At 46.5% G+C, this 20,310-nt stretch carries 23 protein-coding genes and 1 tRNA gene; 13 read left to right on the forward strand and 11 right to left on the reverse strand.

The window, feature by feature from the left end:
- Positions 1-76 precede the first annotated feature (76 nt).
- Positions 77-694: a superoxide dismutase gene (locus ACE3MQ_RS08100; RefSeq protein ID WP_379392101.1), complete on the reverse strand. Its 618-nt coding sequence runs from the start codon at positions 692-694 to the stop codon at positions 77-79.
- A gap of 195 nt (positions 695-889) precedes the next feature.
- Here ACE3MQ_RS08100 and ACE3MQ_RS08105 point away from each other — a divergent pair, with 195 nt between their 5' ends.
- Positions 890-1,147 (forward strand): YuzB family protein, encoded by a 258-nt coding sequence (locus ACE3MQ_RS08105; RefSeq protein ID WP_379392102.1) that lies wholly within the window; start codon positions 890-892, stop codon positions 1,145-1,147.
- Positions 1,148-1,290: 143 nt separating this feature from the next.
- Here ACE3MQ_RS08105 and ACE3MQ_RS08110 read toward each other — a convergent pair whose 3' ends face one another.
- Both ACE3MQ_RS08110 and trhO read right to left on the reverse strand, forming a co-directional pair.
- Positions 1,291-1,923 carry a helix-turn-helix transcriptional regulator gene (locus ACE3MQ_RS08110; RefSeq protein ID WP_379392103.1) on the reverse strand — a complete coding sequence of 211 codons (633 nt, stop codon included), beginning with the start codon at positions 1,921-1,923 and terminating at the stop codon, positions 1,291-1,293.
- A 25-nt stretch (positions 1,924-1,948) separates the two neighbouring features.
- Positions 1,949-2,842 carry an oxygen-dependent tRNA uridine(34) hydroxylase TrhO gene (gene trhO, locus ACE3MQ_RS08115; RefSeq protein ID WP_379392104.1) on the reverse strand — a complete coding sequence of 298 codons (894 nt, stop codon included), beginning with the start codon at positions 2,840-2,842 and terminating at the stop codon, positions 1,949-1,951.
- 121 nt (positions 2,843-2,963) lie between these two features.
- Here trhO and ACE3MQ_RS08120 point away from each other — a divergent pair, with 121 nt between their 5' ends.
- On the forward strand, positions 2,964-3,665 hold the full coding sequence (locus ACE3MQ_RS08120) for a PIG-L deacetylase family protein (RefSeq protein ID WP_379392105.1): 702 nt from the start codon (positions 2,964-2,966) through the stop codon (positions 3,663-3,665).
- Positions 3,666-3,760: 95 nt separating this feature from the next.
- Here the strand turns inward: ACE3MQ_RS08120 and ACE3MQ_RS08125 are convergent, their stop codons facing one another.
- The gene (locus ACE3MQ_RS08125; protein WP_379392106.1) at positions 3,761-4,303 is read right to left on the reverse strand and encodes a DoxX family protein; all 543 of its coding nucleotides are present in this window, start codon (positions 4,301-4,303) and stop codon (positions 3,761-3,763) included.
- A gap of 237 nt (positions 4,304-4,540) precedes the next feature.
- Here ACE3MQ_RS08125 and ACE3MQ_RS08130 point away from each other — a divergent pair, with 237 nt between their 5' ends.
- Positions 4,541-4,720: a hypothetical protein gene (locus tag ACE3MQ_RS08130; protein ID WP_379392107.1), complete on the forward strand. Its 180-nt coding sequence runs from the start codon at positions 4,541-4,543 to the stop codon at positions 4,718-4,720.
- A gap of 244 nt (positions 4,721-4,964) precedes the next feature.
- On the opposite strand, the gene ACE3MQ_RS08135 is transcribed toward ACE3MQ_RS08130, so the two are convergent.
- A complete protein-coding gene (locus ACE3MQ_RS08135) occupies positions 4,965-5,738 on the reverse strand; it encodes a polysaccharide deacetylase family protein (protein WP_379392108.1) in 774 nt (257 codons plus the stop codon).
- Between the two features lie 192 nt (positions 5,739-5,930).
- On the opposite strand from ACE3MQ_RS08135, the gene ACE3MQ_RS08140 reads away from it, so the two are divergent.
- Positions 5,931-6,092, forward strand: a complete 162-nt coding sequence (locus ACE3MQ_RS08140; protein ID WP_379392109.1) for a hypothetical protein — start codon at positions 5,931-5,933, stop codon at positions 6,090-6,092.
- A gap of 397 nt (positions 6,093-6,489) precedes the next feature.
- Here ACE3MQ_RS08140 and ACE3MQ_RS08145 read toward each other — a convergent pair whose 3' ends face one another.
- Positions 6,490-7,155 carry a flagellar brake protein gene (locus ACE3MQ_RS08145; RefSeq protein WP_379392110.1) on the reverse strand — a complete coding sequence of 222 codons (666 nt, stop codon included), beginning with the start codon at positions 7,153-7,155 and terminating at the stop codon, positions 6,490-6,492.
- Between the two features lie 145 nt (positions 7,156-7,300).
- Between ACE3MQ_RS08145 and ACE3MQ_RS08150 the strand changes: the two genes are divergently transcribed.
- Positions 7,301-9,307, forward strand: a complete 2,007-nt coding sequence (locus ACE3MQ_RS08150; RefSeq protein WP_379392111.1) for a bifunctional diguanylate cyclase/phosphodiesterase — start codon at positions 7,301-7,303, stop codon at positions 9,305-9,307.
- A gap of 52 nt (positions 9,308-9,359) precedes the next feature.
- Here the strand turns inward: ACE3MQ_RS08150 and ACE3MQ_RS08155 are convergent, their stop codons facing one another.
- On the reverse strand, positions 9,360-10,499 hold the full coding sequence (locus ACE3MQ_RS08155) for a response regulator (RefSeq protein WP_379392112.1): 1,140 nt from the start codon (positions 10,497-10,499) through the stop codon (positions 9,360-9,362).
- A gap of 266 nt (positions 10,500-10,765) precedes the next feature.
- Positions 10,766-10,838, reverse strand: a tRNA-Val gene (locus ACE3MQ_RS08160).
- A 149-nt stretch (positions 10,839-10,987) separates the two neighbouring features.
- Between ACE3MQ_RS08160 and ACE3MQ_RS08165 the strand changes: the two genes are divergently transcribed.
- The 3 genes from ACE3MQ_RS08165 (at position 10,988) to ACE3MQ_RS08175 (ending at position 12,234) form a co-directional block, all read left to right on the forward strand.
- Positions 10,988-11,221 carry a hypothetical protein gene (locus tag ACE3MQ_RS08165; RefSeq protein ID WP_379392113.1) on the forward strand — a complete coding sequence of 78 codons (234 nt, stop codon included), beginning with the start codon at positions 10,988-10,990 and terminating at the stop codon, positions 11,219-11,221.
- A gap of 236 nt (positions 11,222-11,457) precedes the next feature.
- Positions 11,458-11,904: a GNAT family N-acetyltransferase gene (locus tag ACE3MQ_RS08170; RefSeq protein WP_379392114.1), complete on the forward strand. Its 447-nt coding sequence runs from the start codon at positions 11,458-11,460 to the stop codon at positions 11,902-11,904.
- A 90-nt stretch (positions 11,905-11,994) separates the two neighbouring features.
- Entirely contained in the window at positions 11,995-12,234 is a 240-nt protein-coding gene (locus tag ACE3MQ_RS08175) for a DUF3892 domain-containing protein (RefSeq protein WP_379392115.1), read from the forward strand.
- A gap of 61 nt (positions 12,235-12,295) precedes the next feature.
- On the opposite strand, the gene ACE3MQ_RS08180 is transcribed toward ACE3MQ_RS08175, so the two are convergent.
- Complete coding sequence (locus ACE3MQ_RS08180; protein ID WP_379392116.1) at positions 12,296-13,030, reverse strand: MBL fold metallo-hydrolase; 735 nt, start codon at positions 13,028-13,030, stop codon at positions 12,296-12,298.
- Positions 13,031-13,219: 189 nt separating this feature from the next.
- Between ACE3MQ_RS08180 and ACE3MQ_RS08185 the strand changes: the two genes are divergently transcribed.
- Both ACE3MQ_RS08185 and ACE3MQ_RS08190 read left to right on the forward strand, forming a co-directional pair.
- Complete coding sequence (locus tag ACE3MQ_RS08185; RefSeq protein WP_379392467.1) at positions 13,220-13,780, forward strand: copper amine oxidase; 561 nt, start codon at positions 13,220-13,222, stop codon at positions 13,778-13,780.
- A 127-nt stretch (positions 13,781-13,907) separates the two neighbouring features.
- Entirely contained in the window at positions 13,908-14,225 is a 318-nt protein-coding gene (locus ACE3MQ_RS08190; RefSeq protein WP_379392117.1) for a DUF1292 domain-containing protein, read from the forward strand.
- 86 nt (positions 14,226-14,311) lie between these two features.
- On the opposite strand, the gene ACE3MQ_RS08195 is transcribed toward ACE3MQ_RS08190, so the two are convergent.
- Positions 14,312-15,787, reverse strand: coding sequence for an aminotransferase class I/II-fold pyridoxal phosphate-dependent enzyme (locus ACE3MQ_RS08195; RefSeq protein ID WP_379392118.1), 1,476 nt, complete (start codon positions 15,785-15,787; stop codon positions 14,312-14,314).
- A gap of 187 nt (positions 15,788-15,974) precedes the next feature.
- Between ACE3MQ_RS08195 and ACE3MQ_RS08200 the strand changes: the two genes are divergently transcribed.
- Positions 15,975-17,237 carry an MFS transporter gene (locus ACE3MQ_RS08200; RefSeq protein ID WP_379392119.1) on the forward strand — a complete coding sequence of 421 codons (1,263 nt, stop codon included), beginning with the start codon at positions 15,975-15,977 and terminating at the stop codon, positions 17,235-17,237.
- 22 nt (positions 17,238-17,259) lie between these two features.
- On the opposite strand, the gene ACE3MQ_RS08205 is transcribed toward ACE3MQ_RS08200, so the two are convergent.
- The gene (locus tag ACE3MQ_RS08205; protein WP_379392120.1) at positions 17,260-17,883 is read right to left on the reverse strand and encodes a DUF1054 domain-containing protein; all 624 of its coding nucleotides are present in this window, start codon (positions 17,881-17,883) and stop codon (positions 17,260-17,262) included.
- 236 nt (positions 17,884-18,119) lie between these two features.
- Between ACE3MQ_RS08205 and ACE3MQ_RS08210 the strand changes: the two genes are divergently transcribed.
- Together ACE3MQ_RS08210 and gndA are read left to right on the forward strand one after the other, a co-directional pair.
- Positions 18,120-18,716: a hypothetical protein gene (locus ACE3MQ_RS08210; RefSeq protein ID WP_379392121.1), complete on the forward strand. Its 597-nt coding sequence runs from the start codon at positions 18,120-18,122 to the stop codon at positions 18,714-18,716.
- A gap of 159 nt (positions 18,717-18,875) precedes the next feature.
- Positions 18,876-20,285 (forward strand): NADP-dependent phosphogluconate dehydrogenase, encoded by a 1,410-nt coding sequence (gene gndA / locus ACE3MQ_RS08215; protein ID WP_379392122.1) that lies wholly within the window; start codon positions 18,876-18,878, stop codon positions 20,283-20,285.
- The last annotated feature ends 25 nt before the right edge of the window (positions 20,286-20,310 follow it).

A 20,310-nucleotide genomic window follows, 5' to 3' on the forward strand; every position in this document is an offset into this window, starting at 1 on the left:
ACATCGCGTAATGAATAGCAAAATGGCCGTCTCTATTCAGAGACGGCCGTTCTTTGTTATTTCAATAACGAAATTATTATTTGCTTAGAGCTGCTTCATAACGTTTCTCAACTTCAGACCAGTTGATCACGTTGAAGAATGCTGCGATGTAGTCTGGGCGTTTGTTTTGATATTTCAGGTAGTAAGCATGCTCCCATACATCCAGACCCAAAATTGGGGTTTTACCTTCCATAATTGGGGAATCCTGATTAGGTAAGCTGTAAACGGACAATTTGCCGTCTTTGTCTACCGCCAAGAATGCCCAGCCGCTGCCGAAACGAGTCGTTGCTGCTTTTGCAAAGTCTTCTTTGAACTTGTCAAAGCCGCCAAGCTCGTTGTTAATGGCGTCAGCAAGTTTGCCGGACGGTTGTCCGCCGCCGTTTGGTCCGATCGTTTCCCAGAAGAGGGAGTGGTTAGCGTGTCCGCCACCGTTGTTGCGAACCGCTGTGCGAATGCTTTCAGGAACGCTGTCCAGGTCAGCGATCAGGTCTTCCAGGGACTTGGACTGAAGCTCTGGAGCGGATTCCAGTGCAGCGTTCAGGTTCGTCACGTAAGTATTGTGATGGCGATCATGGTGAATCATCATCGTTTGCTCGTCGATATGTGGTTCCAGTGCGTTATTCGGGTAAGGTAGAGCAGGTAATTGATGTGCCATAATTTAAATCATCCTCTCTAATGTATATGTAATGCCTAATTCATTTCCCACAATGATTATTATAAGTATTTACGAACACTTAGTCAACTTATATGTATGTTAAGTATATTAAATGGGTAGTTAGTATTGACAAATGATAGGACGTTCATCATAATAATTGAACTGTAATGGTAACGTACAACTGGGGGGAATACCGTGGGCTTGGGAATCGTAGTAGTGGAAGTATGCGATAGCAATTTGCTCAGCTCCCTGGAGCTGGAGCAGCTTGAAGAGGAGTATCCCGAAATAGCGGTTCTCCGATTGGATTGTCTTAATTTGTGCGGTCTCTGCAAGCTCAGGCCCTATGCGATGGTTAATGGCAAGCGAGTATTTGCCAAATCAGTCGAGGAATGCGTGCAGCTGATTAAGCAGAGGATCGAGGAGGAGCTTAAAGCTTTTGACGATATAGAATAAATGACGATATATACTGCAAGCTATAGCAGGCCAAAAAACCTTCGGCATTGTGCCGAAGGTTTTTTGGCTCTTTGATATCGCGAGGAAACCTTCCCGCTAAACGCGGTCTGGCTCCTTTAAAAGTACGACGATGGACTTATTTCTTATTTAGGGTTGGAAATAATATAAATGCATCTTTTCCCATCTTGGGCGAGGCATTCTGTACGCTCTACCTCTGTATTTAATAAAGACTTAAACAGGCTTAATTCGCAATCACAGGCATGATTGTAGCGGTTAGCGATTTGAGAAATGGGGCAGTTATGCTCCTTCAAAACAAAATCGCCGTTGTCATTCTGCTCACATTCAGTCATATAGCCGTTATCGTTTTGAATTTGAGCCAGCTTCTTTACTTTGTCGGCAAAGGGAATTCCCTCCATGCTGCTCTCATATTGCTGCTTTAGCTTATCCCGTCGTTTTTCGAAGAGCAGCTTGATCGTATCCTCGCCGCTCTCTTGTTCCAGTTCTCCAAGCAAATCGAGGGTTAGCGTGTGGTAGTTTTTTGGGAACAGGCCTTCAGCCAGCTCCGTAAGCCCAAATACCGAGGTAGGTCTCCCCATCGTCTGGCGGATCATTTTGGACTCAATCAACCCGTCACGCTCCATTGTGCCGAGATGACGCCTAACCGCCATTTCCGTAATTTGCAATTCGGACGTAATTTCTTTGGCACTGAGAGGGCCGGATGTCTTCATCATGTGCAGAATCCGTTCCCTCGTCGGCAGCTCTTTAATTTGGTTCATAATGACACTCCTTGCTAGAATGACATTAGCCGTTCTCTACAGCTAGTACCGCTTCCTGACATTCGCTGCTGCAGAATCCATGATGCTCTTCCTCGCAGGCCTCGCAGCAGACGTGCTGGAGATTACATACGGGACAGTTGATATAGCGGTCATTCGTTTCACCGCAATGGTAGCAGCTGGCGATGACGACATCCTCTTCGGTTCGGTTGATCGGTACGGAAATCCGTTCGTCAAATACGTAGCATTTGCCATCGAACAGATGTCCCTTTACCTCGGGATCCTGGCCATAAGTGACGATTCCGCCTTCCAATTGGGCGACGTCTTGAAAACCCTCCTTCAGCAGGAAGCCGGTTAATTTCTCGCAGCGAATTCCTCCTGTACAATAAGTCAGAATTTTCTTATCCTTGTATTGACTCAAGTTTTCACGGATCCACTTCGGAAACTCGCGGAAGGATTCTACTTCAGGACGAATGGCGCCTCGAAAATGGCCAATATCGTACTCATAGTCATTTCGTCCGTCGATCACGAGAACATCCTCCTGCTGCAGTTGTTCGTGAAAATCAACCGGAGACAGACGTTTGCCGCTAATTATGTTCGGGTCAAGCTCATGCTCATAGCGGAAGGTGACCAGTTCTTTCTTGTGGCGGACGAACATTTTCTTAAAGGCATGTCCCTCTACTTCATCGATTTTAAAAACGATATCGCTAAACAGCGGATTGGCACGCAGGTCATTCATATATTGTTCCGTTTGCTCTACCGTGCCGGACACCGTTCCATTGATTCCTTCGGAAGCAATGAGGATACGCCCTTTGAGTCCGAGCTCCTTGCAGTACTGCAAATGCTCGGCGGTAAACGTTTCTGGAGATTCAATGTGTGTGAACTTATAATATAGTAAAATGCGGTAAGCGGGTTTGCTCATGGTTATCACCTATCTATATTGGATTCTTCTGCATTGTAGTGAATTTTAACTACTTAGTCAATATTAAAGTATAGTAAGTATGGTAACGAAAATCCACAGGATAATTTAAGGAGACTTGCTTATGCATAGAACAGTTGGATTTATTTATGCACATCCAGACGATGAAACGTTCGGCTGCGCTTATCTGATCAGGCAAATTGCCGACGAGGGAGCAGCGGCCGTACTGCTGACCGCAACGCAGGGAGAGGCGGGAAAGAGCGGCAGGCTCGGAGCCATGATTCCGGAGGAGCTGGCGGCGATCCGGGAACAAGAGCTGCAGCGGGCCGGGGATATTTTGGGCATTACGGAAATTGAGCATTTGAGAATGGGAGACGGCAAGCTGCGAGAGGTGGAGCAGGAAGTGCTTGTCGAAAAAATTATCGCCTTTCTCAATAAGCATCAAGCCGAAGTGGTTGTTACTTTTCCGGCGGATGGCATTTCCGGTCATCCTGATCATATTGTCATGCACCATGCGGTAAATAAAGCGGTTTTCAGCGGGGCGTGCAGCTCTGTTCAGAAGCTGTATTATAACGTCATGGGGATTCCTGAAGCCACAGCTGCGGAAGCCGCAATATTGGAGCTAAAGGGCGAAGGATTGCAGGAGGCTAAGGCGAGGGCCTTGGCGGCTCATGAGTCGCAGATTTTATCGATCGAGCGGGTATTCGGCAAATTGGACGAAGGGCCGCCCTGGCAATTCGCCTCGGAATTGTTTCAGCTGGTGTGGGAGCGGGGGAGCTTCCATCCGAGGAAGCAAGAGCGCTCGATCTTCGATGATCTGATCTAGTCACTCCATAGTTAGAGGATAATTAATTAAAAGGCTGCTCCTCTTAAAAGGAACAGCCTTCCTATTTCAGTGCAATTTAATTTAATTAATTTATATTATGCGCCGTGGTTTACTTTCAATTGCGGCTTTCCGGCAGGCGCTTCCGCTTTGATTACTGCTTTTCTTTTGTTAAACAACCCGCGAAGGTAAGGAAGAACGTAGTAGTCGAGTCCGATTTTACCTGCGTTAGCGGCTGCTGCGATAACCAGTACTTCAAGCAGGAGCATTTGCGCATTCGTGCTTACGGTTCCCGAGAAGAGGAACGAGGCATTCATAACGAGTCCCATCAGAGCTGCGAAAGTAGTGAAGGTACCCAGGATCAAGCCGATGCCGACCAGGAATTCACCGTAAGGAACGAGAATGTTAAAGAGGTCTACGCCGGGCAGTGCAACATTTTCTAAGAATACGGCCCACCAGCCTTGTACTGCCGGATTTTCCCCCGTGCTCTTGGCGATGGCTCCAGCCAGGTAGCCTCCGGCATCGAATCCGCCTGTAATCTTGCCCCAGCCTGCTTTCATCCATGCTACACCGAGATAAATCCGAATGATGGTCAGGAACCACATTGCAAATTTATTAGTTCTGAGGAAATTGTTAAACATAATTACCACTCCTTAATTTGATGTCTATTTTTATGTTGTTGTTGCTTTAAGGATGATCATCTTTTATGATTTTATTATAAGTGATATTTTTCACAATATATGTGATTTAAATCACAATTATTAAATTTTTAATAAATAAATTTTTAGATAATGGCGGAGAAGAACCCGTGCTTCTCCGCCTTGGCTTAGGATCTTGGTGAGACATCTGTCCTCACGACACCGACATCTGAGGCATTGATGGCAAATGAATTGCCGCCTTGCCCCGTGCTGGAGCGGGCTTTCTGGGAAACATGGACGGCGTTTCTTCCATTTTTCCAGTGGCGGCGCTTGCTTGCTTTCTTCGAACGCATTCACTTCACCCCCTTCATTCGAAGCAAGGCTATCGAACAGGGGAAAATCAACGCAGATGCTTTTTGATAATTTTCACGTTAATTGCATTGCTCGCAAGAGCATTTCCCAAGTTAGCTTTTGCGTTTGCAGATTGAATGATCTTTATGATCAGAAATCGGTTTTTGCCGACCTTGTGCCTGTAAGTCTTCACGTTAGTTCGGATCAATTCTTAAGCCTCCTTTCCGGAAGCAGAACTGATCTATAACTATGCAAGAAAGTAAGAGCAGGGTAGCGGCGAATGACCTGTGGGAATCGAAAAGAAGATACGTATTTATTGGATTACTTTTCTCAGCTTATGATAGGGTTCGACCTTATGGGCGAGCAAATCGGATACAGTTATGAAGGAGTAGCCCTGTTTCTTGAGCTCGGGCAGTATCCGTTTAAGAGCTTCAACCGTCTGTGTGCTGTTAGCCACATAATCATGCATAAGTATGATATTGCCGTTGCGTGCGTTTTTGATCACGTTACTGACGATTTTGTCCACCCCTGGGGAAGTCCAGTCCTTCGTATCCAGATGCCACGACCAGAGAATTAGTTTCAAATCGTTCTGTTTAGAGACATTAATGATTGTTTCATTATAAAATCCGCCAGGCGGGCGGAATATGGAGGCCTTGTAGCCTGTGGCCTGGAGAATCGCCTGTTGGGTTTTGCTAAGCTCATCATGCATTTTGCTTTTAGCCAAGCCTCGGAAGGAAGGATGACGGTAGGAGTGATTGCCGATTTCATGGCCCCGGGCCAGCTCCATTTGTATAATTTCCGGGTATTTCTCTACCCGTTCGCCTACGACGAAGAAGGTAGCCTTGGCGTTATATTGATCCAGCACCTCCAAGATCTGCATCGTTTGGCGATGATCCGGGCCGTCATCAAACGTAAGGGCAATGTATTTCTCCTCGGTCGGCACCTCCCAAACGATATCCCCGCGCTCTTCATAGTAAGCTCTATCCTTGAACCTGACTGCCGGGTGGGCGGATGATGAATAGGGGGTTAAGGAAAAGACGAGGGTGAAGGTGAATATCAGAATCAGCAATTGTTTGTATTTTGACATCGTAAAGCGATCCTCCATTATGTATCGTTAACAATCGTCCAATTATTTTGCTACAATATTAAGTTTTTATCCCTATTGATCCTTTTTCTTAAGCGAGAAAGCGTAGTAGTGAGCAAATTAGCATAACTCAATATGCAAGCAGGCTTGTTGGAATCTGATGTCGAATAAAATGATGGTGGGGAGGTGATGAGAATGAAGAGGAACAGCGTAAAAACATTCTTCAACACAAACATTGGTGATCTTGAAAAGGAGATCAATGACTGGCTGTACGAGAACAGAAGATTTACTGTTCAGTCTATACAGTATTCGGCAGAAGGAAACAGCTTCAGCGCTCTCGTGTGGTATTTGGCGTAATCATTCTTCCTTCGTATAAAAAAACCAAAAAAACCTTTGGAGCCTATGGCTTCAAGGGTTTATGGTGCTGATTAAATATGAAGCGGACAGGGAGGCAAGCAGCGCTCCGCAATCCACCAAAGCATTTTTCGGCGCAAGGGGCAAGGAAGGTACGTTGCAAAAATGCAGATGCTCATATCCCGGAAATTCCTTGACCAATTTCCCCAGCCTACAGACGATATACCGGCATATTCGCCTAACATCGATTGCCGGGCGCCCTCGAAAAAACGGAACAGAACATGCCCGTAGGAATACAGCCTGTGACCCCTCCCGAACACCCCCGGCTCCTGAAAATCACCTTTCGACACAGGAAAACTAAATCCTGCATGACACTTTAGGGCTTAACCGTAAAGATCGGCTACAAAGAATAATTTTTAAGCTTGTTCCTTGCCTCAACCTGCTTAAATAAACAATATTTGATGATGTCGGAGCGGATCGATTCCTTCATATGAACAAATTCAAGGGATATTTTATAGTTGTTCTCCGGCAGCCTTGTACAGTTTACGATTTTTCCATGGAACTCAATTGTATTTTGATAATTGTTGGTCTCCAAGTACATGATGCCAGCAATGAGTTTCTCTGTCTCTAATGCAAAATCGCAGAGGAAAGATAGTCCTCCTCCACTAATATCCTTTGTCGTCATCTTTACAAATTCATCTTCATCCGCGTGCTCTATCGATTTAAGGTTCAAATTCAACTCCACCTCGACGGGAACACGAAAGAAACGCCTTCTTTGTGCTTTTTTTATACGATCAACCGAAGGGGCATGGAACGATAGCTGATTATGCCGCAAGTATATTTGGGTATCAAAAGAATACAACACTCGTTCGTCATTATGAAAGTACACAGTCACCGACATATTGTTCGTGACCGACATATATCGATTCATTCGATTGATTGGCTTTTTTATGTAAAAGCGGTTGTTATCCTGACGGATGATTTGCGTTTTATACATGACACCTTCAATGGTTTGAAGCTCGAGCATCTGGCCTTTCCAAAACTCGACTTTAGCCGATCCTTCCATGATTAATCTCCTTTCGCCAGTACTGCCTTATTCGATTACAACAAAATCAACTCTACAATACCTCTACACCAAAGCGTTTTCCGGGAGGGCTGTCAAGTTTTTGTAGAGCCTGAACTAGTAAAATATCAGGTAAGGGGGGGAATCAATGAACATCGAAGGCAGTTATAATTACTATATTGTGGCACTCTCTGTAATAATTGCGGTATTAGCATCGTACTCCGCTTTAAGTATAGCGGCAAAGATCTCTCTCGCAAACGGCAAAACCAGATTCTTCTGGTTGCTGGCAGGTTCCTTGGTGATGGGCAACGGGATTTGGTCGATGCATTTCGTTGGAATGCTTGCTTTTCATATACATATGACTGTCAGCTATGATTTCTGGCTTACATTCGGATCGCTACTGGTTAGTGTTATATCATCATTTATTGCTTTTTTTATTACAATGCCTCGGAACATTAATTGGTATAAAATCGCCGGCGGCGGTTTCATCATGGGCACAGGAATCGTAACGATGCATTATATGGGGATGGAAGCCATGATCATGCCCGTCGACGTTTACTATGATAAAGGCCTATGGGTATTATCCGCAATCATAGCGTTTATTGCTTCCTACACTGCATTACTGCTATTCTTGCGATTTCGCAGCGAGGCATCGATGAGCTGGGCCAAATGGATGTCTGCAGGCATTATGGGTATGGCCATTTGTGGAATGCATTATACTGGCATGGAGGCCTTCAAGCTCCATAATCCTGCAGCCGCCGACATGATGGTGCAAACGAATACGGGTTTAGATCTATTCTTGCTGCTTGGCGTCACAATTGTCATTTTCATTATTCTGCTCGTATCCTGGGGAGCGATGTTCTTTGATCGGCATGTGCTAGAGAGGTTAGCCTATCTGGACACGATTACCGGACTGCCAAATCGCAATGAAATGAACCGTTTTTTCGACTCGCATGTCGGCACCGAAAAAATCGGTGTTTTATTTCTGGATTTGGATCAATTCAAAGCAATCAATGATACGCTGGGCCATAACATCGGGGATTTACTCATTCAAGAAGTTGGTATCCGCCTTCGCCAATTCATTCATGAGGATCAACAGGCATTCCGCATCGGTGGCGATGAGTTCTTATTTATTATCAAGCATTGCAATGCATCCCGCGCGGAACAACTGGCCCATAAAATTCTGCAAAGCATCAAGCAGGTATACTATGTCGAAGGCAATGAATTATACGTCACCGGCAGCATTGGCATCAGTATTGGCTCCATCCAGGATTCCAACCGCTCCGTACTGCTAAAGACAGCGGATACGGCGATGTACAGGGCAAAAGGATTAGGGAAGAACCAGTTCTGCTTCTATAATGAAGAAATGGGCCAACAATTGGTTCGTAAAATGGAGCTTGAGAAAGATCTGCAGCTAGCCTTGGAAAATAACCAGTTCTTTATCGTGTATCAGCCCAAATGGAATGTAAAAACCAACAGCTTGGTCGGATTCGAGGCGCTGATCCGCTGGGAACATCCGCGGCTAGGCCTGGTTACACCCGGAGAATTCATCCAAATCGCCGAAGGGACAGGGGTCATCGTGCCCATGACCCGATGGGCCTTAGAGGAGGCCTGCAGCCAATGCAAGCTATGGCAGTCCCAAGGATTGCACCAGCCGGTTTCCGTTAATTTATCGGTTCGGCTGTTCCAAACCGACAGCTTACAAGAATTAGTGCAAAGCGTGCTGGAGAAGGTAGAATTGGCTCCTCATCTGCTCGAATTGGAAATTACCGAATCAATGGTTCTTTACGATATCAACGACATTATCCGTCAGCTCCAAAGCATTCGCAAGCTTGGCGTGCGGGTATCCATGGATGATTTCGGAACGGGATATTCCTCGATTGGGCTGCTTGACCGGATTCCGATCGATGCATTGAAGCTGGATCGATTATTTACGAATGATTTGGAGAGTCCAAGTAAACGGGCGATTATTAACGCCATCATTATGATGGCCGACCACCTTCAACTCGACGTCATAGCCGAAGGCGTCGAAAACCAGGAGCATATTGAATTTTTAACCGAGCTTGGCTGCCATGTAATGCAAGGGTACTATTATGGCAAACCCATGAGAGATACGGATATCGACGAATGGGTCAAAAAGCAGAAGCACGACTGAGCGTAGTCGGAATGCCGGGAAATTGAAAATGCTGCTGTTTATCATGCGAAAGTCATGATTGATCATATTTCAGTTTCCATGCGTCGTACCAATCCGTTATATATGTACTTGGCTGTTCATTGAATTCTTCGAGCAAGACAGCAACAAGCAAGCGATACTGTCGGTGGACAGCCAAAGAATTTTTATTCGAAGCAAATATTTTCATTAGTGCAAAATGCGCTTCCTCCGCTATAGGATGCTGATGGCAAATTTCCAGATATTTTTCCACGGCCTTCGATTGTTGGTGGTTCGACATATACCATTCAGCCATCCGAAAAGAGGTGCGGAGCCATAACATTTTTAACCGCTGGCGTTCGCTCTCCGCCCACCAATAATCATACTCCTTCAGATAATCGTCTTTAAATAATTTCATCATCTCGACATAATCGTTGATCGTCCTGCTCGTCAAGGGCAGACTGGACAGGATGAAATTCTCCCATTCCTCTACATCCAGCAAAACATTATTCAAATTTAGAATATATCCATCCACGGAGTTTGTGAGGGAGAAATAATCCTCGTACTGCTCCAATGTTTTTCGAACGTGATAAATGACCGTATACAATAAAGAAAAAGCCCGGTTTGGCTCATATTCCGGCCATAGCAATTCGATTAAAGTCGACTTGCGAACGAATTGTTCACGACATTGCAGCAAATACAGGAACAATTCCTGAGCTCTGGTCGTTCGCCAACGCAGGGGTGCAAGAGGCTTCTCTTCAAGAATCATTTGAAAATTCCCCAGCATTTTTATTTGCAGCGATTGATTCTGCAGTGCGAGCTGGTCAAAATCAAACATCATCTTTGACCGGTCAATACGCTGGAGCGTATTTTTCAATCTTTCCATTTTTACTGGCTTTAAAAGATAATCTAACGCGTTCAGCTCAAAGGCTTTTACCGCATATGCTTCGTAACCTGTGACAAACACGATTTTTAAATGAGGCTTTATTTTTAAAATTTCTTCCGCCATTTGAATTCCATCCTCGTCAGGAAGCTGGATATCCAAAAAGACCAGATCGACCGATTGACTAAGTATCTCTTGTTTTCCTAATACCGGATCAGAAAACTTTCCCACAATTTCAATTTCCGGAATCTGCAGTAGCTGATGTTCCAGATAGTCCAGTGCAATAATTTCATCATCCAGAAGAATAACTTTCATCGCGCTCTCCCTACATATGTGATAACATCTGTAACAAACTAACAATTCCATTAAAATACTATAGTCTATCAATCTATACAATCTCTGAACAAAATGTATCTAACGAGGAAAAATAACAGGTGGGATTTGGAATTTTCCCCGGCCTAGCAGGATGAGAAATTGCAGGGTTAAACAATTCGGATCTATAATTCGATGATTTGCGATTATAGAATCCGGAAAATGCAAAAGAACCCCTAAAGCCAATGGCCTCAAGGGTTCTTTCTCTATGATCTGTAGTGGGCTCGAACCACTGACCCCCACCCTGTCAAGATGGTGCTCTCCCAGCTGAGCTAACAGATCAGACTCAAATAGTGAAGACAAAAAATATCATACCAGGATTAATTGATTCTGTCAAACCCTTTTTTCACGTATAAAGGCTGCAATGCGGGACGACAATATTTTACAGACGACAAGCCTAAGTACATAAATAAACAGAAAGGGTGAAAGGCGTGCTGGACAAGATACAAGCGAAGAAGCCTGGCTTATCAGCCATCCATAAGATTCTAGCCATCGGCGGAGTTAGCCTGCTGCTGCTAGGCAGCGGTTGCGGATTACAGCCCAATCAAGAAACGATGCAGAGGCAGGAGATTCCTTCATGGTTCGGTCAATCCGTTCGCGATAAGGTATACGGAAAATCGGTGCAGGAGCATGTATACTCGAAGGAAGCAATCACGCCACCGTGAGCAGGCTTAGTCATCTTCCCAATTGCGGGAATAGCCTTTCTTGGTCGTATAAAACATGGCAATGATGAGTACGACGGTTATAAGCACGGCTCCGGCAATCGTTAATTCAGTCATGTCGAAATAACTCCTTCCGAGTGAAATGTTCAGTACTACAACTATACACGAAAAGCTTTTTTTTGTATAATAATGCAGTTTACAGAGTAAAGAGAAATCATAGTAACATGGGAGGCGTAGAAATGGCTGCTGCTGTAATTATTGCCGTGAAATCGGAACAGCAATTAGAAAGATGTTTGGATATCCGGAAGGAAGTCTTTGTAGAGGAGCAAAGGGTTCCGATGGATTTGGAAATCGACGAATACGATATCATCAGCCCTGACGTAAATCATGTGTTGATTGAGCTGGAGGGTACGGCTGCGGCGACAGGGAGAATTACGTACTATAAAGATAACAGTGCAAAAATGCAGCGAATCGCGGTTCGCAAGCCATTTCGTTCTCAGGGTCTTGGCAGAGTATTGCTGCTTGCTCTAGAAGAACGAGCCAGAGAGCTGGGGCTGACAAAATCCGTGCTGGATGCACAATGTCAGGCAGAGCCATTTTACGCCAAGCTTGGATATGAGACGATATCCACAGAGCCGTTTTATGACGCGGGCATACTTCATGTTCGCATGGAAAAGACACTATAGCGATAAGCCGTAATATATATGGGCTGCCGAGGCCAAACTAAAGACATCCCTAGTGGGAATCTCACCACGATGAAGGAGATGTGATGCAGGATGGAATTTAGCGGCAGAGAAACTTTTATCGCGGTTCAAAGGAACGGGGACGGCAATTTAACCCGCTTCAAAACCTCAAGCGGGCGTATATTGAACTACGAGGATGCATTGCGCGAAGTAAATGCGGGGGCCATTGCAGGTGTGAACATCTTTAAAGGAAAAGATGGCGAAATGTACATTCGCGGCGATGCGGACGGAGATCCTTCCAACAATTTGGACGCGCTGCCTACATTCGAATAAGATAAGTCAAACAAGCAGCCTGGGGGAACAATTCCCTCGGGCTGCTTTGTTCTGATGTTATTCATAACTCATACATTTCATGCTGGCGAAGAAAATCCATTTCCTTCGTTTGGCCGATATAGGACTCCATCTCGTCGCCGTAGTGCATAAGCGATATTTTCTCTCGAATATCAGCAGGCAGGGACAGGAGCTCTTCCAGCGTGGTATGAACCTGGCCGGGCCCCGTCAGCTGCACCTCATGCAAAATTTTGCGGCAGCCGCGACGATAGACGAGTTCTTCCAGCAGTTCAGGCTGAAAGATCATATCTGCGCTATAAAAAATTTCATCGTTCAAGTATAAAGAGTAGCTGTTCTTCCCAGGAATATGAGGTGTGCGGATAATTTCCAGGGAGAGTCCGGGCGCCAGCTCTACAGCCTGTCCTTCACGAAGGGGACGAACGTCAAAAGCATCCTCCAGCGATTCTATGCCGTCTTGGCCTAGTCCGCCCTTCAAGGTATGCTCCCATAGAGGCTCCGCCAGCAGCTCGGGAACATAGAGCACGGGTTTGCGTCCATGGCCGTATTTCATGCGGAAGGCATACTCCTCCAGTCCGCCGACGTGATCCCCGTGAATATGGGTGATGAGAACAGCATCGATGTCTTTCATAGGCTTGCCTATTTGATGGAGCGCCAGCGGAGCTGTAATTCCACAGTCGATCAACAACGTGAAGCGGTCTGCAAATAGCAGTCCGTTATTATTGAAATATTGCTTGGCGAAAGCGCCGCCTGTTCCAAGCATTTGAAGGTACAGCGACAATAGAATCCCTCCTTTTCGTTGTTCTATAGGATTTACCCCTTAATGTACACGATTTCCTTTATGAGTGAAAGCGCGTCTTGCATTCTCGTAAAAAAATAAGAGCGTTTTGCATAAAATACCGCAACTTGAGCAACTAGCAGGAGTATACATTTACATCAACATGAATCAATTGGAGGGCTATTGATGAACTTGAAATGGAGAAGAGTAATGATACTAGTATTGGCATTCTCCCTCACGGGCGGATCCATGCTGTTTGCAGATTCGACAACACAGAAAGTAAAGCTGTTTATGGACGGCAGCGAAGTGGAAGACGGCGGTTATGTTATTGACGGCAAAACTTATGTCCCGGTCAGAGAGCTGGAGGGATTGGTTGAATATGATGAAGCGACTAAGAAGGTAAATTACTATAAACCCAATGTGCATATTTTTCTATTCAAAGGCAAGGGGGAGGTTTTCTCGGATATCGAGAAAGCCGGCAAGCTTAAATTTAGCGTCTTCTCGCAAATCGACAATCTAAAAACGGAAATTTCTGCTGTAAGGGTTGCGATTACGGCACCGGATGGCACCTCCAGAACGATTCAAACGAAGGATGTTAAGGATACGGGAAGCAACTTTTATTTCGTCACGGACGACTATACGTATGATTTCAAAACCGCAGGCAAATATACACTAGGCTTCTATATGAAGCCTGCAGCCGGCAATTCCGATTTCGTCCTGGTCTCTGAGAAAAGCATCAACGTGCTTAAATAATAAATATCTTCGCTTGAATGTATTCCCGCGAATTGACCTGCCCCGTAAAAAAATGATACGATACGAGAGGAAACTGACAGGTTCATCCAATAACCAACAACAAAACATTTTAAAGCGAGGTATTTCAATGAGCGATCACAAGCATGAACACGGCGAAGCGTGCGGCTGCGGACACGATCATGACCATGAGCACGAGGAGTTTGTGCTCACGCTGACAGACGAAGAAGGCAAAGACGTGGAAATGGTTCTTGTCGAAACGTTTGACGTGGCGGAGAAAGTATATGCGCTGTTGCTTGAGCGGAACAATCCGGAAGCAGACGGCATCATCCTTCGTCTGGAAGAAGAGAATGAGGAAATGGTTCTCTACAACATTGAGGATGAAGACGAATGGCGTCAAGTGGAGGCAGCATACAATGAGCTGGTCTCCGGTCAAGATGAAGTGTAGAATGCTTGTCTATAGATCCATGACCTGAATTGAAGAGAAGCTCCCCGAGTTCGGGGAGCTTCTTTGGATATAAGCGTTTTATTTTCTTAGAAGATCGGATCAGCCTCAACAATAACCTTGACGTGATTAATGTATCGATCCTCCGGTCCCTTCACAGGAAGTCCTACTTCCACATGATCGACGATATAATCGATATTATCCTGCGAAATGACTTCCCCAGGCAGCAGAATCGGAATACCTGGCGGGTATACGTAAATAAATTCTGCAATAATACGGCCTGCGGATTCCTTAAAAGGCACGACCTCGGTATCGGCATAGAAGGCGTCACGCGGAATGAGGGAAAGCTGAGGAATTTCCGGAATTTTTACGATTAGCTCATTCGCATTATTCTCTTTATAATACAATTTGGACAATTCACGCAGCGCGGTCAGCAGAATATTTACCGTTTCTTCCGTGTCTCCCGGGGTAATGAAGCAGAGAATATTGTACATGTCGCTGAGCTCTACCTCGATATTATAGTGCTCTCTGAGCCAGTTCTCTACTTCATAGCCGGTAATCCCGAGATGGCGAACGTGAATCGTAATTTTGGTCGGATCATGATCATAGGTGGCTTCACTGCCAAGGATTTCACGGCCGAAGCAGTACAAGCCTTCAATTTCATTGATTTCGCGGCGTACATCATGCGCAAGCCCCAGCGCTCGTTCAAACATTTCACGACCATGGAGCGCAAGGCTTCTACGAGCTGTATCCAGTGAAGCGAGCAGCAGGTACGAGGTGGACGTCGTCGTCAGCATGCTGATGATCGTTTGAACCCGCTGCGGATTCACGAATCCGTTCTTCACGTTCAGATTGAGCACGGAGCTTTGCGTCATAGAGCCGCCAAGCTTATGGACGCTTGTCGCGGCCATATCTGCACCGGCTTCCATGGCCGACATCGGAAGCTCCTCGTGGAAATGAATATGCACGCCGTGAGCTTCATCCACGAGCACAGGGACATGGAAGCTATGCGCCAAGTCTACGATTTCCTTCAAATTGGCACAGACGCCGAAATAAGTAGGGTTGATAACCAGCACGGCCTTAGCATCCGGATGGCGCTGCAAAGCCCTCCTTACAGATGAAGTCGTAATGCCATGATCGATCCCCAGGTTCTCATCCTGAGCAGGGGAGACGAAAACCGGCTTTGCTCCTGCGAAAATAACCGCCGACATGACAGATTTGTGGACATTTCTCGGTACGATGACTTTATCGCCGGGAGAACAAATAGACAGGATCATCGTCATAATGGCGCCGCTTGTTCCCTGAACAGAGAAATAAGTATAATCGGCGCCGAACGCGTCCGCTGCTAGCTTCTGGGCTTCTTCGATGACGCCGGTTGGCTGATGCAAATCATCGAGCGGAGCAATGTTGATCAAATCGATCGACAGGGCATGATCACCTATAAATTCTCGAAATTCTTTATCGGTTCCAAGCCCTTTTTTATGCCCGGGAATATGAAATTGAACGGGATTGCCGGCCGCGTGCTTTTTTAGCGCGGTGAACAGCGGTGTGACTTGATGATCCATGAAGGCCATCCCTGCCTTTCCAAGCTAAATTTTTAAACAAAATTGAGTATAGCAAAATCAGACTGGAATGCAAGTAAAGAATGGACTTAAGCAAGATAAATCAAATTAGAGGGTGTAAGTTATCGCTTCAAGAGGATAAACTAGAAACAACCTTACGATTTTATAGAGAAGAAAAGGGAGAACGACTGTGGAAATAACGACCAAACTCGTAAACAAAAAACTGTTAACTCCGACCTTCATTTGCCTGTGGATCATCATGTTTCTGGTGGAGTTCGTAAAGGGAGCTTTAATCGTATCGATCTTGCCTGTATACATGGGCGATGTATTGAAATTGAGCGCGTTCGCGATCGGCTTGTCCTTCTCGCTGCAATATATCGGCGATAACGTCTTTCGCAGCCCTGCCGGTTGGTTTATTGAACGCGTCGGCTTTCGGTTGACGATGATGATGGGGCTTCTGCTCACCTTCTTTGCCGTTTTGATCATAGCCATGGCGGATAAAATGGGGCTTATCGTGCTAGGCTGTGCGCTGATCGGCGTCGGCACCGCACCGTTATGGCCATGCGTTCTTATGGGAATATCCGCCGTGACGCGCGAGAATAACAATTTCGGAACGGCGATGGGCGTCATTCAAATCTCCAGCTTGGGTGGAACCGGATCCGGCCCCGTTATCATCAACTTTTTTGTCGATGGCTCCTATCAACCCGTCTTTTGGTTTCTGCTCGCCCTGATGGGCGTCGTGGTCATCGTCTCCATATTTCTGCCAGGCAAAGCGAAGCAAAAGATTGGCTCTTCGGAGCTGACTCCGGAAGAGCCCTCCTTATGGGAAGGCGGAGCTCGCGGAATACTTAGGAATGTGCGTCAATCAATCCGGCATATCAAGGAAAATCTGCACGTCAGCCGGTTGCTGTTTCCGGCACTCTTTCTGCAAACCTTTGCGATTGGACTGCTTACTCCCGTCATTACATTGTTTGTCCGAACGGAGCTCGATTTATCCCCCGAGGCCTTTAGCGCCCTGCTGGTTACCGGAGGGGGCATTACCGTCATCGGGTTAATCCCGATCGGTCGGCTGGTGGATCGCTACGGAACGAAGTGGTTCCTGCACATCGGGTTCTCGCTGGCCGCCGTGGCTATTGGGATGTTCGCGGTGTCGCGGTCGATTCCGCTTGTATGGTTTCTCGTCATTTTAATCGGAATCAGCTACGCTTGCATTTTGCCTACGTGGGATACGATGATTTCCCACATGCTGCCCGAGGGGGAGAAGGGAACCGTTTGGGGCTTGTTCTTGACGATCCAGGGCTCGGGCATGGTCGTTGGACCTATTGTCTCAGGCAAAATGTGGGATATGCTCGGCCCTTCCGCACCATTTATGGCCAGCGCCATCGTGATGGCGGCTCTATTCTTAGTTCATCTCATCATGTCACGTCAAAAAAGCAGCCTCCCTCGGGTTTAATCGCCGGGAAGGCTGCTTTTGCTTAGAAGGAGCCCTTGTATAGCGGCAGCAGCGTCTCAAAGGTCTGCTCGATCGTACGGATCAGACCCGCACCGTCTTGAAGCAGGGGCTGATCCCGATCTAGGCGCAATCCGCAGAGCAGCTCGGATTTTTTTACGGTTTTGAGCTTGCCGGCCATTTGCAGCAAGCTCTCTTTATCCATATCCCGGTTTAGCGTGCCTTCGGGCTTCATATGATCGGTCGACCAGTAAAAGTCCGCTGGTACGAGCTTGCGCACTTTGGCCGCATGCTTCTCTAGGTAGTTAGCGATGCTCTCTTTATTCGGGCTTTCGTAAATCACCGCAAAAATGATAAACAGATGGGTCGAAAACATCCCTACCTGAAAATGGGGCAGCGCTTTATAGCCGCGTTTGCTGCTGCTCCACGCAATCCAAGTATCCTCGGGCGGATTGATCGTCCTTCTGGCATGCTTGGCTACATGCGGGAACATTTCCTCGCCGCATAAGGCGGACAAATAAGGAGCGATTGCTCCGCCAAGCTCTTCGAGCTTAGGCCGAATATTTGTGATGATCGCCTCCATTCGGGGTTCTAGCCCGGGGACGGTCAAACTATCGAAATCTTGGCCTTTAAAGCCGGCAAATGTCATGATGGTAACCTCCAGCACAATTCATATCGATCTTTCGGCTCGCATTCAGCCGTTCCTCGCCAGTATATCACTTTTTAAACCTTGCTTGCCAAGCTGTCCAGCAGCGAAACTCTTCCGAAATATGCCTATTTATCGTTTCCTTGCGTCAGAATGGGCCTGAAACGGGTAAAAATAATCAATAATCCAAGTTACCTCTACATAAGATGAAGTATAAGATAAGGTAAGGAGGGAGTGCCGTGAATAAAAGTTATGAAGTAGAGTATTGCAATCTGGAACTCCGTTTCGACCGCCGGCACATTCAGCAATTAATACGCGATCTGATTCAAGACGGGTATTCGCTTTATTGGAGCGAGAACGAATCTGTTTTCATTATTTCCGTTCGCACAGGACGTAAATTGACCAAGCTTCGTTTTCAGCGTCTAGCTAAAGGATACAAGCTGGCAGGCGATTATGTGATTAAGGATGCCAAGCTGGCGGAATGGCTTGAGAAGCTGATCGGGGATTTACGCGGTCATGCGGTTGTTAAGCGTTTTAAGGATCGGCAAATTTTAATCGAAAGCATTTTATTCGGTGAAGTTATCCGCTTGGTGGAGATTACGGGAGTGGAGCATCGGGTGATTTTTCAAAAGGGGCCGATGCTGGACATGGAGCGGATCCTTGAGCTGATGGCATCCCAGTCGGCAGAGCATCAAATGGAAAGCCTGCAGAAAGAGCTGGACGAGGAGCTTGGTCATTTGTATGAGGCCATGCAGTCCGGAGACGAAGAGATTATCGAGGACTGCAAAGAGAAGCTGCGCAAGCTTCGTATTCAATTAATTCAACTGGAGTGGTAAGAGGAACAATGCAAACAACAAACAAGGATTGAAGCGGCTCTTCGGATTTGCGGGGGGCCGTTTTTAATCATGAGAGTTAGATGAAGGGGTTCACTTCTGTACTCCAAAGAGTTAAAATGATATTATTGAAAAAAATATAGATTGCAAAGGATGGAGACCATGTCGAAACAACAAATTGGCGTTATCGGCCTTGCCGTTATGGGTAAGAACCTTGCCCTGAATATTGAAAGCAGAGGGTTCACCGTTTCGGTGTTTAACCGCTCCCCGGAGAAGACTCACGATATGCTCGCAAACGAAGCGAAGGGCAAAAATGTGGTCGGTACATTCTCAGTCGAAGAATTCGTCAATTCCTTGGAAGTACCTCGCAAAATTCTGATCATGGTACAAGCAGGGCCTGCTACCGACGCAACAATTGAACAGCTCCTTCCTTATTTGGATCAAGGCGATATCATCATCGATGGAGGTAATGCTTACTTCCCGGACACGCAGCGACGCAGCAAGGAGCTTGAAGCCAAGGGCTTCCGTTTTATCGGCACAGGTGTATCAGGCGGAGAGGAAGGCGCACTGAACGGCCCTTCGATTATGCCTGGAGGCCAGGAAAGTGCTTATCAATTGGTTGAACCGATTCTGACGGCAATTTCTGCTAAAGTGAACGGCGATCCATGCTGTACATATATCGGTCCAGACGGCGCAGGACACTATGTCAAGATGGTGCATAACGGTATCGAATACGGCGATATGCAGCTCATTGGCGAAGCTTACCACCTGCTTAAGGATGTACTTGGTCTGGACGCTAAAGAATTGCATGAAATTTTCACCGAGTGGAACAAAGGCGAACTGGACAGCTATTTGATAGAAATTACGGCAGACATCTTCTCGCAATATGACGAAGAGACCGGCAAACCGATGGTTGACGTCATTCTAGATGCCGCTGGACAGAAGGGTACGGGTAAATGGACAAGCCAAAGCGCGCTCGACCTTGGCGTGCCATTGTCCATGATTACGGAATCCGTATTCTCCCGCTTCTTGTCCGCCATGAAGGATGAGCGCATCGCGGCAAGCAAAATTTTGAGCGGTCCGGCCGTTTCCTCATTTGATGGCGACAAACAGGAGTTCATTGAAAATGTTCGCAAAGCTCTTTTTGCAAGTAAGATCGTATCTTACGCTCAAGGCTTTGCTCAAATGAGAGCTGCTTCTGATGAATATGGCTGGGATTTGAAATACGGCAACATTGCGATGATTTTCCGCGGCGGTTGCATTATTCGTTCGCAATTCCTGCATAACATCAAAGAAGCTTATGACCGTGAGCCTGCGCTCAAGAACCTGTTGCTTGATCCTTACTTCAAGAACATCGTCGAGACGTATCAGGATGCATGGCGCCAAGTGATCTCGGCCGCAGTATCCCGCGGTATTCCGGTTCCGGGCTTCTCCAGCGCACTGTCTTACTATGACAGCTACCGCACGGAGCGCTTGCCGGCCAACCTGCTTCAAGCCCAACGCGACTACTTTGGAGCGCACACGTTCAAACGCGTTGACAAAGAGGGCGTATTCCATCATCAATGGTTCTAATCGACTGACCATAAGGCGTCAAAGA

It is taken from the genome of Paenibacillus lentus (genome assembly GCF_042714055.1).
GTDB lineage: Bacteria > Bacillota > Bacilli > Paenibacillales > Paenibacillaceae > Fontibacillus > Fontibacillus lentus_A.

Coding starts and splice junctions, on each gene's coding strand:
- ACE3MQ_RS08100 (WP_379392101.1), bottom strand. CDS start 694: ATGGCACATCAATTACCTGCTCTACCTTACCCGAATAACGCACTGGAA.
- ACE3MQ_RS08110 (WP_379392103.1), bottom strand. CDS start 1,923: ATGAACCAAATTAAAGAGCTGCCGACGAGGGAACGGATTCTGCACATG.
- trhO (WP_379392104.1), bottom strand. CDS start 2,842: ATGAGCAAACCCGCTTACCGCATTTTACTATATTATAAGTTCACACAC.
- ACE3MQ_RS08120 (WP_379392105.1), top strand. CDS start 2,964: ATGCATAGAACAGTTGGATTTATTTATGCACATCCAGACGATGAAACG.
- ACE3MQ_RS08125 (WP_379392106.1), bottom strand. CDS start 4,303: ATGTTTAACAATTTCCTCAGAACTAATAAATTTGCAATGTGGTTCCTG.
- ACE3MQ_RS08130 (WP_379392107.1), top strand. CDS start 4,541: ATGGCAAATGAATTGCCGCCTTGCCCCGTGCTGGAGCGGGCTTTCTGG.
- ACE3MQ_RS08135 (WP_379392108.1), bottom strand. CDS start 5,738: ATGTCAAAATACAAACAATTGCTGATTCTGATATTCACCTTCACCCTC.
- ACE3MQ_RS08140 (WP_379392109.1), top strand. CDS start 5,931: ATGAAGAGGAACAGCGTAAAAACATTCTTCAACACAAACATTGGTGAT.
- ACE3MQ_RS08145 (WP_379392110.1), bottom strand. CDS start 7,155: ATGGAAGGATCGGCTAAAGTCGAGTTTTGGAAAGGCCAGATGCTCGAG.
- ACE3MQ_RS08150 (WP_379392111.1), top strand. CDS start 7,301: ATGAACATCGAAGGCAGTTATAATTACTATATTGTGGCACTCTCTGTA.
- ACE3MQ_RS08155 (WP_379392112.1), bottom strand. CDS start 10,499: ATGAAAGTTATTCTTCTGGATGATGAAATTATTGCACTGGACTATCTG.
- ACE3MQ_RS08170 (WP_379392114.1), top strand. CDS start 11,458: ATGGCTGCTGCTGTAATTATTGCCGTGAAATCGGAACAGCAATTAGAA.
- ACE3MQ_RS08175 (WP_379392115.1), top strand. CDS start 11,995: ATGGAATTTAGCGGCAGAGAAACTTTTATCGCGGTTCAAAGGAACGGG.
- ACE3MQ_RS08190 (WP_379392117.1), top strand. CDS start 13,908: ATGAGCGATCACAAGCATGAACACGGCGAAGCGTGCGGCTGCGGACAC.
- ACE3MQ_RS08195 (WP_379392118.1), bottom strand. CDS start 15,787: ATGGATCATCAAGTCACACCGCTGTTCACCGCGCTAAAAAAGCACGCG.
- ACE3MQ_RS08205 (WP_379392120.1), bottom strand. CDS start 17,883: ATGACATTTGCCGGCTTTAAAGGCCAAGATTTCGATAGTTTGACCGTC.
- gndA (WP_379392122.1), top strand. CDS start 18,876: ATGTCGAAACAACAAATTGGCGTTATCGGCCTTGCCGTTATGGGTAAG.